The organism is Lysobacter sp. FW306-1B-D06B (assembly GCF_038446665.1).
GTDB lineage: Bacteria > Pseudomonadota > Gammaproteobacteria > Xanthomonadales > Xanthomonadaceae > Lysobacter_J.
The window spans coordinates 1479191-1493372 of the sequence record NZ_CP151802.1 but is presented as its reverse complement, the minus strand read 5'-3'; the positions used below and the strand labels follow the sequence as shown (position 1 = coordinate 1493372).

Genomic DNA, 14182 nt, shown 5'->3' with positions numbered 1-14182 from the left:
CTGCGTCGGGCGGCGTCTACCGTCTTTCCCGCAAAGTTGCATGCCGCACCGCGCAACGGCCCTTAACGCGAGCTTGGTTATGATTCGCGCACCAGCGTGTCGGCGCGGCCCTTGATTGGCCGTCTGCCGACACCTCGGAGCCAGGCCGGGCGCATGCCCGACCCAGCCTTCCGAACGGTCCCTGCCGGCACTGGATCCGGGATGCGGCCGCTTCGGGCTCCCCCTGCTTAAAACAGGCACTTTCCAGGCATCTCAGTCAGGACTCCCGCGATGACGGTCGCCGCGACCTTCGAAATCGAATACCTGCAATACCTCGGCCAGGACGGCACGCCCGTCGCCGAGCTCCCCGCCGCGTTCCGCGACCCGAAGGCGCTGCTGCCTGCGTTCAAGCAGATGCTGTTCGTGCGCACCTTCGACAGCAAGGCCATCGCGCTGCAGCGCACCGGCAAGCTGGGAACGTACGCCAGCTGCTTGGGCCACGAAGCCACGCATGTCGGTATCGGCGCCTCGATGCAGCCCGACGACGTGTTCGCGCCCAGCTACCGCGAGTACGGCGCGCAGTTCATGCGCGGCGTGCTGCCGCGAGAAGTGCTGCTGTACTGGGGCGGCGACGAACGCGGCAACGACTTCTCCGGCCCGAAGCAGGATTACGCCTGGTGCGTGCCGATCTCCACGCAGTGCCTGCATGCCGCCGGCGCCGCGCTGAAATTCAAGCTGATGAAGCAGAAGCAGTTGGCCGTGGCGTGCTGCGGCGACGGCGGTTCGTCGAAGACGGACTTCTACGCCGCGCTCAATTCCGCCGGCGCCTACCAGCTGCCGCTGATCCTGTGCGTGGTCAACAACGGCTGGGCGATCTCGGTTCCGCGTTCGGCGCAGACCGGCGCCAAGACGCTGGCGCAGAAGGGCCTGGCCGGCGGCCTGCACTGCCTGCAGGTGGACGGCAACGACCTGATCGCCGTGCTGGAAGGCATGCGTCGCGCCAGCGAACGCGCGCGCAACGGCGAAGGCGGCAGCGTGATCGAGTTCATGACCTATCGCCTGCACGACCACACCACCGCCGACGATGCACGCCGCTATCGCGACGAGAGCGAAGTGAAGGACGCCTGGACGCGCGAACCCATCGCGCGCCTGCGCACCTACCTCACCGCACAGGGCGTGTGGAGCGAGGAGGAAGAGAAGGCCTGGGCCGAGGAATGCGCCAAGAAGGTCGACGTCGAGATCAACGCCTACCTCGAAACGCCCGTGCAGCCGGTAGAAGCAATGTTCGATTACCTCTACGCCGATCCGCCGCCGGACCTGCTGGCGCAACGCGCCTTCGCGCTCGCGCAGGAGGGCCGCTGATGAACGCCGAAGACAAGAAGAAGGTCGAAGCGGCCAAAGCAGCGACACCGACCGCCATCACACTGATCGAAGCAATCACGCAGGCGCTGGCCTACGAGATGCGCGTCGACGACAAGGTGCTGGTGCTGGGTGAGGACGTGGGCGTCAACGGCGGCGTGTTCCGCGCCACCGCCGGCCTGCAGCAGCAGTTCGGTTCCGAACGCGTGCTCGACACGCCGCTGGACGAAACCACCATCGCCGGCCTCACCGTCGGTCTTGCATCGCAGGGCATGAAGCCGGTCGCTGAGTCGCAGTTCGACGGCTTCGTCTACCCGATGGTGGACCACATCATCTGCCATGCCGCGCGCTTCCGTTACCGCACGCGCGGCCGCCTCACCTGCCCGATGGTGCTGCGCGTGCCGTGGGGCGGCGGCATCCGCGCGCCGGAGCATCACAGCGAAGCCAACGAAGCGATCTTCACCAACGTGCCCGGTTTGCGCGTGGTGATGCCGTCTTCGCCGGCGCGCGCGTACGGCCTGCTGCTTGCCGCGATCCGCGATCCGGATCCGGTGATCTTCATGGAGCCCAAGCGCATCTATCGCCAGTACAAGGAAGTGGTGCCCGACGACGGCGAAGCGCTGCCGCTGGACGTGTGTTACGTGCTGCGCGACGGCACCGACGTGACGCTGGTGACGTGGGGCGCGCAGGTCAAGGAATCGCTGGAAGCCGCCGAGAAGCTGGCGGGCGAAGGCATCAGCGCCGAGGTCATCGACGTCGCCACGCTGCGCCCGCTCGACTTCGCCACCATCGCCGAATCGGTCAGCCGCACCGGCCGTTGCGTGATCGTGCACGAGGCGCCGAAGACCGCCGGTTTCGGCGCCGAAATCGCCGCACGCCTGGCCGAGGAATCGATGTTCGACCTGCTCGCGCCGGTGGAGCGCGTGACCGGCTACGACACGCACATCCCGCTGTTCCGCCTGGAAATGAAGTACCTGCCCAGCGTCGAACGCATCGTCGCGGCGGCCAAGCGCACTCTGGCGGCGAGCTGAGGCGCGCCGCGCATGCGCCACGCACGCGTCGTCGTATCGCACCACGCCCCGGACCGCACGCCGGTCCGGGTCGCGCGCGGCGATGCCGTGCACCTGGGCGAACGCGACAAGGATTGGCCGGAGTTCGTGTGGACGACCATCGCCGAAGGCCATGAAGGCTGGGTGCCGGCAAAGCTGTTCAACCGCGAACAAGGGCCCGCAACCGCGCTGGACGACTACGACGCGCGCGAACTCGACGCCCAGGCCGACGAAGTGCTGACCCTGCATTACGAACTCGCCGGCTGGTGGTGGGCGCAGAATGCCCTCGGCCACCAGGGCTGGATTCCGGCGCGCGCGCTCGACCTGCTCGACGACGACGACGGCGAGGACGCATGACCGTCCGGCGCCTGCGGCTTACGTTCAAGACCTGAAAACCCGGGCGCGGCGCGCGTGGCGCGACGGCCCTTCACCGCACTCCAACGAGACACGACCCGTATGGCGAACGCAAAGAAGACCTTCTTCCTCCCCGACCTCGGCGAGGGCCTGCCCGACGCGACGATCGTCGAGTGGTACGTGAAGGAAGGCGACACGATCCGTCTTGACGACAACCTGGTGTCGATGGAGACCGCCAAGGCCGTGGTCGACGTGCCCTCGCCCGTGTCGGGCAAGGTGGTCAAGCTGGCCGGCGGTTCGGGCGACATCATCGTCACCGGCAAGATGCTGGCGGAGTTCGAGATCGATCCGTCCATGCCGCAGCGCGCCGAAGGCCAGGACACCGGTCATCACCACGGCGCCGGAAGCCATGCGCCTGACGACGGCGACAAGGTCGTCGCCTCCGACGAAGGCGGCACGATCAGCGACGCAGGCGAGCCGGCGCCCAAGGGCGAGGCGCGCGCGGATTCGGGCACGGTGGTCGGCGCGATGCAGAGCTCCGATGCGGTGCGCAGCGAACAGGCGGTCGCGGTGGGCGGCGTCAAGGCGATGCCCGCCGTGCGCGCACTGGCGCGCAAGATGGGCGTGGACCTCTCGCGCGTGCGCGCCACCGGCAGCGACGGCGTGGTGACGATGGACGATGTGAAGCGCGCCGCCGCCGACGGTTCGGCCAAGGCCGGCGCCGCGCCGGTCGTACGCGCCGCCGATCGCGCCGTGGCCGCTGCACCGACACCCGCTCCCGCACCGCAGGCCGCGCGCAGCACGCTGTCGCAGGCCGGCAAGCCGATGCGCACGCAGCCGCCGGGCGTGGCCGCCAGCGGCCAGCCGGAGCAGCTCAAGGGCGTGCGCCGCAACATGGCGCGCGTGATGGCAGACGCGCACGCGAAGGTCGTGCCGACCACGCTGTGCGACGACGCCGACCTGCACGCATGGATCGGCAAGCAGGACATCACCGCGCGCCTGGTTCGCGCGATCGTCGCCGCATGCAAGACCGTGCCGGCGCTCAACGCGTGGTTCGACGGCGACACGCTGACCCGCACCCTGCATCCGCAGGTGGACATCGGCATCGCGGTGGACACCGAGGACGGCCTGTTCGTCCCGGCGCTGCGCAATGCCGACATGCTCGACGGCGCCGGCGTGCGCGGCGCGATCCAGCGCCTGCGCGCGCAGGTGGAGGACCGCACGATCCCGGCGTCGGAACTCAGCGGTTACACGATCTCGCTGTCGAACTTCGGCATGTTCGCCGGCCGCTACGCGACGCCGGTGGTGGTGCCGCCGTGCGTGGCGATCATCGGCGCGGGCAAACTCAGCCACGACGTCGTCGCCGTGATGGGCGGTATCGAAGTGCATCGCCGCATGCCGATCTCGCTCACCTTCGACCACCGCGCCTGCACGGGCGGCGAAGCGGCACGCTTCCTGAAGGCGCTGCTGGACGACATGGCATCGCCGAACTGATACACACGTAGCCCGGGGAAGCGCAGCGCACCCGGGTCTCTCGCCGGAAGGCGCGCAACGCCCCGGGTGCGGCTTCGCCTTACCCGGGCTACATGAGTCGCGTGGCTGCGTGTAGTCGGGAGAAGAACGGCTTGCGCCACTGCTGACATGACCCTGTCAGCAGCTGCGTTACAAGGTGCAGTACGTCCTTCCACAGGAGTCTCGCCATGGCCCATCGCAGCCGTCTTGCCGGTTTCATCATCGACTGCAACACGGACAACCTCGACGCCGCGGCGGATTTCTGGGCGCAGGCGCTGGGCGTCACCATCGCCGATCGCAATGCGGGCGACGAAACCTGCGAATACCAGCAGTTCGGCGACACGCCGGGCGATCTGTACATCGAGGTGCAGAAGGTCGACCACCCTTCGCGCGTGCATCTGGACATCGAGTCCGATGACATCGACGCGGAAGCCGAGCGCCTGGTGAAGCTCGGCGCGAAGAAGGTCGCGTTCGTGAAGCGCTGGTGGGTGATGGAAGCGCCGACGGGACAGCGCTTCTGCGTGGTGCGGATGAAGCAGCCGGAGATTCGCTCGACGCCGAACGAGTGGGCGTAGGCAGGCCGCTTGCGCTGCACTGCCGCGCCGCCTGCCTCACCCCAACATCGGCGTGTCGTCCACCACCACGCGATCGCGTCCGTTCGCTTTCGCCTTGTAGAGCGCCTGGTCGGCGCGGTCGAATACCTGCTCCGACCAGTCGCGTGTCGGCTCGCCCGCCGCAAGCCCGATCGACACCGTAAGCGCAAAGGGCAACGGTGCAGCCGCGATGCGCTGGCGAATCCGTTCGGCCACCTGCACCGCCTGCGCCAGGCGCGTGTCGGGCAACAGGATCAGGAACTCCTCGCCGCCGTACCGCACGGCGATGTCGCCCTCGCGTATCGACGCGGCGACGGCGTCCGCCACCGCGCGCAATGCGCGATCGCCGAGCAGGTGGCCGTGGCGATCGTTGACGTCCTTGAAGTGATCGACGTCGAGCAGCATCAACGTGTACGGCGCCTGCTGCAGCTGGCGCATCGCGTCGGGATTCTCGCGCAGTTGCGCCAGTGCGGCACGGTTGAGCAGGCCCGTCAGCGCGTCGTGCGTGGCGCTGTGCTGGAGCAGATCATTGCGGCGTTGCAGGTCGGCGCGCGCATCTTCCAGTCGCTGCGCGAACGCCTCGCGCTCGGACAGCAGACGACGTTGCTCCAGCGCGTACCGGCGCAGTTCGAGCAGGTGCTGCGTCTGCCGCGCCAGCACTTCCAGTCCCTCGCGCTGCGCGTCGGTGAGCGTGCGCGGCTTGTTGTCGAGCACGCACACCACGCCGAGCGCCTGGCCGTCGGGACTGAGCAGCGGCACGCCGGCATAGAAGCGCAGCGCATCACCGTCCACGCGCAGCGATGGCCGCGGCAGTTCGGGATGATGATGCAGGTCTTCCACCACCAGCATGCGGTCGGGCTGGCGGATCGCGCGGTCGCAGATCGCTTCGCTGCGTGCGGTCTCGCGCACGTCCAGGCCGATCTGCGCCTTGAACCATTGGCGATCGTGGTCGATCAGCGAGATCGCAGCCGCCGGCGCATCGCACAACGTCACGGCCAGGCGGACGATGTCGTCGTAGGCCTGCTCCGCCACCGTGCCCACGACCGCATAGGCGTCCAGCGCGGCCTGTCGGCGCGCCTCGTCAGGCGGGGTTGGCGGGAGCAGGCGGAGGGCGGACATGGGCGGCGCCAAAAGGTCGCTCAGGCTACTCTCCGGCCCGGTCGCGACCCGTGACGCGCACCACAACCTGCGCGGCTGCGGCCCGCTTGTTCAGCCTTCCGGGCCGGTTTCAGCGAACCTGAACGGGCCGGCGTGGCGCGGTCTCGCGCGCCAGCCAGATTTCCAGTCCCTGGGCGTTGAGTTCGATGTCCATCGCCAGCAGCTCGGCCGCTTCCTGCGCCGTAAGCGGTGCACCGTGCGCAGTGGCGCGTTCAACGTAGAGGTGCGTCAGCGATTGGACGAGGCGTTCGTGACGATCCGCATGGCCGTGCGCGGCGTGCGCCAGTGCCACCATCGCGTCGATCTGCGCGATCAGGTCGTGCGCCAGACGCGCCACGTCACCGACGCGGCCGTAATGCGTGAGATGCATCGCGACCGGATCGCGCGACAGCATGGCGCGTATGGAGGCCTTCAACGGCTCGGGTTCGAACTGCACCGGCGATGTCGTGGGAATCACGAACGGCTCGCCGCGTGCATTGTCGAACTCGCGATACGAGAGGCCGAAGGTGTCGCCGGTGAACCAGCTGCGGCTGCGTTCGTCCCACACGCACACGTGGTGGCGCGCATGACCGGGCGTGTCGATGCACAGCAGCGGACGACCGGCGAGGTCGACGGTGTCACCGTCGTGCAGCTCGCGCACGCGCGCGGCGTCGACGGGCACGATCTCGCCGTAGCTGCGCGCCATTTCGGCTTCGCCGTACACGGCCGTTGCGCCAGCGACGAGGCGCTCGGGGTCGATCATGTGCGGCGCACCGCGCGGATGCACGGCGAGTCGCGCGTTCGGCAACGCGCGCATCAATGCGCCGGCACCGCCAGCATGATCGAGGTGCACGTGGGTGAGGATGAGCCAGTCCACGTCCTCCGGACGAAGGCCCTGCCACGACAACGCATCGAGCATCGCCGGAAGCGAATGCTGCGTGCCGCAATCGACATAGGCAACACGGCCGTGCTCCACGATCAGGTACGCGGCATCGAAATACGGTCGATGGAATCCGGTGTCGATGGTGACGATGCCGTGCGCGTCATTCATGCCATGCACTCCATGGAGGACGGGGTCCAGTCTAGGTCGCAGGCCGTGGCGCGGCGATGCGGCCTTTGTCGCAGGCCGTCAGTGACGCCGACGCAGCCAGCGGCGGCGCACGAAGAAGGCCACCGTGAGCACCGCCAGGAACACGCCATAACCGACCGCGGTGGCGAGGATCTGCTGCCACATCTTGCCGTACGTCGGATCGGCGTTCTCGTGCGACCAGTACAGGCTGAGCAGGAAGGCGGTGAACGCAAGCAACAGCGCGGTGCAGTCGAAAAGCTTGCGCGAAGCCGTGCGCGGCTTGCGCGGGAACATCCAGTACAACGCGCCCAGGATCGCGAACCACGGCAGGAACAGGATCAGCGCGAGGTTGAGCTCGATGAGCGGGTTCATGCGTCCTCGGCCGCGAACTGCGCCAGCGCTTCGACCACTTCGGTCAGTTCGACGCCCTCGTGCAGGTGAGCGATCAGTTCTTCGCCCAGATGCACCGCGTTCGCCTCGACCTGGCGAAGCGCTGCACCCCCTTCCTGTTTCAGGCGGCCGATGAGCTGGCCAGCGGTGCGCGCCGAATCGAATCCGGCGCTCTGCAGCAGCACGCGGTCACCGTCGACCAGCTTGAAGTAGAAGCGGCCATCGGCCTCGCGGTATTGCTTGAACGTCGGCGCCGCGGTCTTTGCGGCCTTCTTCGCGTGGGTGGACTGCACTTGCGAGAGATCGCGCAGGCCCACCGCTGCACGCAGCGTGTCCAGCGTCGGCCGCGCGTAGCGCTCGCGCAGGCGCTTGGCGCCGTCACGCAGCACGGATTCGATGTGGGCAGGTTGCGCGATCAACGCGTCGTAGCGCTCGCGTAGCGGCGCCACTTCACGGTCGATGCGCTCGAACAGCGCCTGCTTCGCTTCACCCCACGCGATGCCGTCGGCGAAGGCCTTGCGCATCGCCGCGGTTTCTTCGTTCGATGCGAATGCCTGGTAGAGCTGGAAGACGTTGGAATTGTCCGCGTCCTTCGCCTCGCCCGGTGCACGCGAATCGGTGACGATGGAATAGATCAGCTTCTTCAGCGTCTCGCGCGGCACGAACAGCGGGATCGTGTTGTCGTAGCTTTTGCTCATCTTGCGGCCGTCCAGGCCGGGGAGCGTCGCCACGTTTTCGTCGATCACCGCTTCGGGCAGCGCGAAGAACGTTTGGCCCGACGGTTCGCCATAGAGATGGTTGAAGCGCTGGCCGATGTCGCGCGCCATCTCGATATGCTGGATCTGATCGCGGCCCACCGGCACCTTGTTCGCGTTGAACAGGAGGATGTCGGCCGCCATCAGCACCGGGTACATGAACAGACCCGCGCTGACGCCGGCATCGTCGTCCTCGCCCGTCTCGCGATTCTTGTCCACCGCCGCCTTGTACGCGTGCGCGCGGTTGAGCAGGCCCTTGCCCGCGACGCAGGTCAGGAACCACGTCAGCTCCTGCACCTCCGGCACGTCGCTCTGGCGGTAGAACCACACCTTGTCCGGCTCCAGCCCGCAGGCGAGCCACGTCGCGGCGATCTCCAGCGTCGAGCGCTGCACGCGCGCCGGATCCTGGACCTTGATGAGGGCGTGGTAATCGGCGAGGAAATAGAAGCTCTCCACACCGGGATCGCGGCTGGCGGCCACGGCGGGGCGGATCGCGCCGACGTAATTGCCCAGGTGCGGGGTGCCCGAGGTGGTGATGCCGGTAAGTACGCGGGTGGGGCTCATCGAACACTGACTGCGGGAAACGGCCCCACAGTGTACCTGCCGGGGCCCGCGGCGCAGGGCGTCTCGGACGCGCCTTCCCGGACCGTTTTCAGGCGGCCCGACCCGGCACAGCCGCCCTGCGCAGAAGGGCGGATCGTCGGATCCGCCCTTCTGACTTCTCTTCGTACCGGGCAATCGTCCCGGTTGGCGCGTGCCGTTGACGGCCCTTGCCGCCCCGCTGCGGCACGCGCCGCATCGTGCAATCAGTTCAGCGATTTCTCGAAATCGCGAACCTCTTGCTGGGCACGATCGCGCTCCCAGCCGTAGCGCTCCTGCAGCTTGCCGGCGAGGTATTCGGCGTTGCCTTCGGCGACATCGAAGTCGTCGTCGGTCAGGTCGCCCCAACGCGCCTGTGCCTTGCCCTTCAGCTGGGTCCACTTGCCGGCGATGATGTCTTTGTTCATCCGTTGCATTCCTCTTGTGTGGGAGTGCGGTTGCCTCACCGCGTCATCAGCTTCGCAATGCACGCATTCGAATGAGGTCGCGATTACGTTAGGCACTGCTTGATGTCGGTGAACGCGCGCGTAAGCGGGTCGCGCTGCAAGCAAAGAAAAGGGCCGGATTGCTCCGGCCCTTCTCCATCCACGTTTGCGGATCACTGCATCAGCACTTGCCGTCCTTGCAGTCCTCGGCCTTGTCTTCGACCTTTTCGCCGGCCTTCTGCACGTCCTTGCCCGCGCCGGCCATCGTGTTGCAGGCACTCAGGGTGCCCGTCGAGAACAGGGCCAGCAGCAGCAGAGCCATCAGACGCTTCATGAAATTCTCCTCGACCACGTGCACGCCGTTGCGTGCGGTGGCTGCATGAGACGCGAGCGTCCGTGAATGTGGAGTGGAAGTGCGCATGCATGATTCAGCGCGCGGCAAGGCTTCGTCGACGCAAACAAAAAGGCCGGCATGCGCCGGCCTTTCTGCAACACACTGGGCTTGCAGGCGTTACTCGCCCTTCGCCGCGTCTTCCACTTTTTCGCCCGCCTTCTGCACATCCTTGCCGGCGCCGGCGACCGTGTTGCAGGCGCTCAGCGTGCCGACGGAAAACAGGGCCAACAGGAGCAGGGCCATCAAACGCTTCATGGGTATCACCTCGGCTCGATTGATCAAACGCACGTCACGCCGCAGCGTGCGTGTGCATCTGACGCGAGCGGCCGTGAACGCCAAGTGGACGCGCGCCCCGGAAGGCGGACAGCAAAAAGGCCGGCGGATGCCGGCCCCGGACTGCCTGCCGGCGTCAGCGGCTGGCCTTGTCGTCGATCTTCTGGCCGAGCTTTTCCACGTCCTTGCCCAGGCCTTCCATGGTGTTGCAGCCATTGAGCACGACGAGGGAAACGGTGGCGAGCAGGACCAGACTGATGAAACGCTTCATGTGTCTCTCCGGGAGACGCGTGGGTGATGGGGAAAGGATGGCATGCCCGCGATCCGCCCGCATCCGCCCTGCCCCTCCGGGCAATGGCGGGATGTCAGCAGAAGTTCAGGCCCGCGCCGCGCCGCTCAGTCGCGCATCAGCGTGGACTTGCCGAACAGGCTTTCCACCAGATCCACGGCAAGCCTGGCGGTGCGGTTGCGCTTGTCGATGATCGGGTTGAGCTCGACGATGTCCAGCGACGCCATGCGTCCGGTGTCGGCGATCATCTCCATCACCAGCTGCGCCTCGCGGTAATTGGGCCCTCCCGGCACGGTGGTGCCCACGCCTGGCGCGATGCTCGGGTCGAGGAAGTCCACATCGAAGCTCACGTGCAGGTGCGTGTTGTCGTCCACGCCTTCCAGCGCTTCTTCCATCACGCGCTTCATGCCGATCTCGTCGATGTAGCGCATGTCGTACACGTCCAGGCCGTACTCCTGGACGAGGCGTTTCTCGCCTTCGTCCACGGAACGGATACCGATCTGGCGGATCTCTTCCGGCCGCATCGCCGGCCCTTCGCCGCCGAGGTGGGTCAGCGCGTCCGGCCCCAGTCCGCACAAGCATGCGACCGGCATGCCATGCACGTTGCCCGACGGCGTGACCTGGCTGGTGTTGAAGTCGGCGTGCGCATCGAGCCAGAGCACGCGAAGTTGCTTGCCGGCCTGGCGGCAGTGGCGGGCGACGGCGGTGATCGAACCCAGTCCCAGGCAATGGTCGCCGCCCAGAAGAATGGGCAGGCGCCCTTCGTCGAGTTCGGCGCCGACCGCGTCCATCACGGCCCGGTTCCAGGCCACGACTTCGGCAAGGTGCCGATAGCCATCGACCGGCTTCTGCCAGGGATTGCGCGGACCGTCCAGATTGCCGCGATCGATCACGTCGACGCCGCGCCTCACCAGCGCCTCGCCCAGCCCGGCGATGCGCAGCGCCTCCGGCCCCATGCGCGAACCGCGGTGGCCCGCGCCGACGTCAGTGGGTGCGCCGATCAGCGAAACCGGAGGGTAAGTACGACTCATCGAACGACGTCCTCGTAAGGGTGTGGATCCGCCGATGCGCACAGCATCCCGGGAAAAAACCAGGTGGCGGGTTCGGAAGTCCAAGTGTAGTCGAGCCCAGCACACGGCCGTTCGAGACGGCGCGTCGTCGCGGCATGAATGGGACGACGCAATGGCGGCTGGGCGACATTGCCCCAGAAGCGCGAAGGCAGCCCGCGGGCTGCCTCTGCGTGCCTGGATTGGTGCCGCTTGTCCGATTCGAACGGACGACCTACTGATTACAAATCAGTTGCTCTACCGACTGAGCTAAAGCGGCGTTGCGATGCTTCGCGGATCCGGCCGGAGCGACCGGCCCGTCGACCGGGCACGTGCCGGCGACGTGCGCATTCTAGCCTGCACCGCCCCGCACGCCCATGACACCGCCTCTCAGCGGATGCGCGCGCAGTCGAGTTCGCGCGCGGGAACCTGCACGGCGGCCTCGGCGCGCGCGGGGTCGAACTCCGGCTTGGCCACGAGGTCGAGCCAGACCGTGGACGGGCCGCCGTCGCCCAGCGGTTCGGCGCGCACGGCGAAGCCGGCGGCAGCGAGGCTGTCGGCGCGGCGGCGGGCCGATTCCTCGTTGCGATAGCGGCCCAGCGCGATCGAGTTGGCCTCGTTGCCCTGGCGGACGATGAAGTAGTCGCCAAACCCGGCGCCGGCGATGCGTTGCGCGGCCGCCTGTGCCTCGGCCAGCGAGGCCATCGGCGGAAGGTAGACGCGCCAGCCGCGTGGCGAACCCGTGCGCTGTTCGCGCGGCACCACGCGCGATGCCACGGCCATCAGCACCTCGCGCGCACTGTTGGCCGCCGAGGCGTTGGCGAACGGTCCCACGCTGTAGCAGCGCGCGGACGCGGCAGGCGTCGCGGGTGGCGGCGTGGCGGCGATCGCCATGTCGGGCGTGGGCGTGGCAGGAGGCGTGGCCGGCGCCGGTGACGCAGCGGGCAGACCCTGCGCGACCGGAGCAGGCGCGGGCGCGGCCGGCTTCGCACCGGGCTTTTCGCTGACCAACTGCAGCCTCGCCACATCCGACGGCGGCACGAACGCAGGCGCGGGCGCCGGTGGCGCACGCAGCGTCCACCAGGCGGCCACACCAAGATTGAGCACCAGCAGCAGGACGACCAGGGCGCGAGCGAGCATGGGGCGATTCTAAGCGGCGGTCTCGACGCAGGCCCAGCGGGCCAGGCCTTCCAGCACCAGCGTTGCGACTTCGGTCGCGTTCGGCAGGTGGCGGGCCAGCGCATCGGACCCGCCGCCGTGCAGCAGCAGCGCGGGCACCCGGCCCAGGCGCTGCGTCGCGGCCGCCAGGCTTTGCTGGATCAATGCGACGCCCGCGCCTTCGCAACCCGATGCCAGCGCGTCCTCGGTGTCGCGGGCGAAGTCGTCGTACTGGCCGCCGACGTCGGGCAACTGCGGTGCGCGGGCGTGCAAGGCTTCGCGCATCAGCGTGGGCGACGGTGCGATGCGACCGCCGACATGCCGGCCTCCCGCATCGATCAGATCGACGGTCAGCGCCGTGCCGACGCCGCACACCAGCGCCGGACCGCGTACGCGCGCGTGCACGGCGAGCAGGGCAAGGAAGCGGTCCACGCCGAGCTTGCGCGGATCGGCATAGGCAATGCGCACACCGCCGAAGCGCGGCTGCGTCCGGGCGATGGAAATGCGACCGCAGCGCGCGACCAGCGCATCGAGCACCGCCACCCGCAGGCCGGGCTGAGCGACGCTGGCCAAGTAGGCCACGTCGATCCGCGCGGGCAGGTGGTGCGCCATCGCCGCGGCGACATCCTCCTCGCGATGGGGCAACGCGATCGCCTCGCCGATGCCGCCATCGGCATTCAGCGGTGCGCACTTCAAGCGCGTGTTGCCGAGGTCGAACAGCCACGCGCTCATGTATCGGCTCCGCTGCGCACGCTCACTTCGCCGGAATGGAAACTTCGCTCCCCGCCCTCGTCCAAGCGCACGCGCAAGGCGCCATCGTCAGCCAGGCCGAGCGCGCGACCGTGCAGCACGGCGGTGGGCGCATGCACGGTGACGGGGCGGTCCGCCAGCGCGTCCACGGCGGCATAGCGCGCACGGAAAGGAGCGAGCCCGTCGGCATCGAACGCGTCCAGCGCCGGCAGCAGTCGCGCGAGGACGGCGGAGGCTATTGGGTTGCGGTCGACGGACGCCCCCGGTTCGGCAAGGCCGGCGAGGTCGCACCATGGTTGATCGATTGCGGCCGCTGCCGTGGTCGGCATACGCACGTTGATTCCCAGGCCGATCACGGCGCGCACCGGCCCGGCATGTTCACCGCCGCCTTCGACGAGGATGCCGCCGAGCTTGCGCATGGGCCCGCCGGGCTCTGCAACCACCAGATCATTGGGCCATTTCAGCCGGACGGTCGGGAAGCCAGCGTCGTGCAGCGCCTCGGCCGCGGCGACGCCCGCGACCAGGCTCAATCCGCCCAGCCGCGCCAGCCCGCCACCGAAGTGGCGCGACACCGACAGGTAGAGATGCGCGGCCAGGGGCGAGGTCCATTCGCGTCCGCGTCGGCCGCGCCCGCCGGTCTGGCGCTCGGCGAGCAGCACCAGGGCACCCTGCTCCGGGGCCGGGCGTCGCAGGAGTTCGCTGTTGGTGCTGTCGATCGTCCACGCGGTTTCCAGCGCCGCCACCGACGCATGCACGTCAGCCGGCAGCCCGGCCCGGATGACATTCACATCGATCAGATGCACCGGCGTGGCCAGGGCATAGCCCTTCCCCGCCCGCGCCTCGATCGGCACGCCGGCCTCGCGCAGGGCTTCGATGCGCTTCCACACGGCGGCACGGGTCTGCCCGCCCTCGCGGGCCAAGGCATCGCCCGACACCGGCCCGGCGATGAGCCGCTGCAGCAACTGGCGCTCGTCCATCAGCGCAAGCGCCCTGGCGGGTAGCGGGCGGCGGTCATGGAGGATGGGGGGCGGGCATCGGGCGTCATCGCGC

The 14182-nt window shown here is 68.4% G+C and carries 17 protein-coding genes and 1 tRNA gene; 5 read left to right on the top strand and 13 right to left on the bottom strand.

The window, feature by feature from the left end; all coding sequences use genetic code 11:
* Window positions 1-270 precede the first annotated feature (270 nt).
* The 5 genes from pdhA to AAFF32_RS06885 all read left to right on the top strand — a co-directional run bounded on the left by pdhA (window position 271) and on the right by AAFF32_RS06885 (window position 4828).
* Window positions 271-1341 carry a pyruvate dehydrogenase (acetyl-transferring) E1 component subunit alpha gene (pdhA, locus tag AAFF32_RS06905; RefSeq protein WP_342316909.1) on the top strand — a complete coding sequence of 357 codons (1071 nt, stop codon included), beginning with the start codon at window positions 271-273 and terminating at the stop codon, window positions 1339-1341.
* A complete protein-coding gene (locus tag AAFF32_RS06900; protein ID WP_216960792.1) occupies window positions 1341-2369 on the top strand; it encodes an alpha-ketoacid dehydrogenase subunit beta in 1029 nt (342 codons plus the stop codon). Before pdhA ends, AAFF32_RS06900 begins: the two co-directional genes overlap by 1 nt.
* 12 nt (window positions 2370-2381) lie before the next feature.
* Window positions 2382-2744: an SH3 domain-containing protein gene (locus tag AAFF32_RS06895; protein ID WP_216960796.1), complete on the top strand. Its 363-nt coding sequence runs from the start codon at window positions 2382-2384 to the stop codon at window positions 2742-2744.
* A gap of 99 nt (window positions 2745-2843) precedes the next feature.
* Window positions 2844-4235 carry a dihydrolipoamide acetyltransferase family protein gene (locus AAFF32_RS06890; RefSeq protein ID WP_342316908.1) on the top strand — a complete coding sequence of 464 codons (1392 nt, stop codon included), beginning with the start codon at window positions 2844-2846 and terminating at the stop codon, window positions 4233-4235.
* 206 nt (window positions 4236-4441) lie between these two features.
* Window positions 4442-4828: a VOC family protein gene (locus AAFF32_RS06885; protein ID WP_342316907.1), complete on the top strand. Its 387-nt coding sequence runs from the start codon at window positions 4442-4444 to the stop codon at window positions 4826-4828.
* Between the two features lie 36 nt (window positions 4829-4864).
* Here AAFF32_RS06885 and AAFF32_RS06880 read toward each other — a convergent pair whose 3' ends face one another.
* The 13 genes from AAFF32_RS06880 to birA all read right to left on the bottom strand — a co-directional run bounded on the left by AAFF32_RS06880 (window position 4865) and on the right by birA (window position 14109).
* On the bottom strand, window positions 4865-5965 hold the full coding sequence (locus tag AAFF32_RS06880; protein ID WP_216960807.1) for a sensor domain-containing diguanylate cyclase: 1101 nt from the start codon (window positions 5963-5965) through the stop codon (window positions 4865-4867).
* A gap of 109 nt (window positions 5966-6074) precedes the next feature.
* Complete coding sequence (locus AAFF32_RS06875; RefSeq protein ID WP_342316906.1) at window positions 6075-7034, bottom strand: MBL fold metallo-hydrolase; 960 nt, start codon at window positions 7032-7034, stop codon at window positions 6075-6077.
* 78 nt (window positions 7035-7112) lie between these two features.
* Complete coding sequence (locus AAFF32_RS06870) at window positions 7113-7424, bottom strand: hypothetical protein (protein ID WP_216960812.1); 312 nt, start codon at window positions 7422-7424, stop codon at window positions 7113-7115.
* The gene (locus AAFF32_RS06865) at window positions 7421-8761 is read right to left on the bottom strand and encodes a tryptophan--tRNA ligase (RefSeq protein WP_342316905.1); all 1341 of its coding nucleotides are present in this window, start codon (window positions 8759-8761) and stop codon (window positions 7421-7423) included. The genes AAFF32_RS06870 and AAFF32_RS06865 overlap by 4 nt, the downstream gene beginning before the upstream one ends.
* A 242-nt stretch (window positions 8762-9003) precedes the next feature.
* Window positions 9004-9204 carry a CsbD family protein gene (locus tag AAFF32_RS06860; protein ID WP_115841280.1) on the bottom strand — a complete coding sequence of 67 codons (201 nt, stop codon included), beginning with the start codon at window positions 9202-9204 and terminating at the stop codon, window positions 9004-9006.
* A 199-nt stretch (window positions 9205-9403) separates the two neighbouring features.
* Window positions 9404-9556: an entericidin A/B family lipoprotein gene (locus AAFF32_RS06855; RefSeq protein WP_216960817.1), complete on the bottom strand. Its 153-nt coding sequence runs from the start codon at window positions 9554-9556 to the stop codon at window positions 9404-9406.
* Window positions 9557-9733: 177 nt separating this feature from the next.
* Complete coding sequence (locus tag AAFF32_RS06850; protein WP_216960820.1) at window positions 9734-9871, bottom strand: entericidin A/B family lipoprotein; 138 nt, start codon at window positions 9869-9871, stop codon at window positions 9734-9736.
* Window positions 9872-10025: 154 nt separating this feature from the next.
* Window positions 10026-10160 (bottom strand): entericidin A/B family lipoprotein, encoded by a 135-nt coding sequence (locus AAFF32_RS06845; protein WP_216960822.1) that lies wholly within the window; start codon window positions 10158-10160, stop codon window positions 10026-10028.
* Window positions 10161-10285: 125 nt separating this feature from the next.
* Entirely contained in the window at window positions 10286-11209 is a 924-nt protein-coding gene (rocF, locus tag AAFF32_RS06840) for an arginase (RefSeq protein ID WP_342316903.1), read from the bottom strand.
* Window positions 11210-11428: 219 nt separating this feature from the next.
* Window positions 11429-11504, bottom strand: a tRNA-Thr gene (locus AAFF32_RS06835).
* A gap of 110 nt (window positions 11505-11614) precedes the next feature.
* Window positions 11615-12364, bottom strand: coding sequence for an SPOR domain-containing protein (locus tag AAFF32_RS06830; protein WP_342316901.1), 750 nt, complete (start codon window positions 12362-12364; stop codon window positions 11615-11617).
* Window positions 12365-12373: 9 nt separating this feature from the next.
* Entirely contained in the window at window positions 12374-13114 is a 741-nt protein-coding gene (locus AAFF32_RS06825) for a type III pantothenate kinase (RefSeq protein WP_342316900.1), read from the bottom strand.
* The gene (gene birA / locus AAFF32_RS06820; RefSeq protein WP_342316899.1) at window positions 13111-14109 is read right to left on the bottom strand and encodes a bifunctional biotin--[acetyl-CoA-carboxylase] ligase/biotin operon repressor BirA; all 999 of its coding nucleotides are present in this window, start codon (window positions 14107-14109) and stop codon (window positions 13111-13113) included. Before birA ends, AAFF32_RS06825 begins: the two co-directional genes overlap by 4 nt.
* Window positions 14110-14182: the final 73 nt, after the last annotated feature.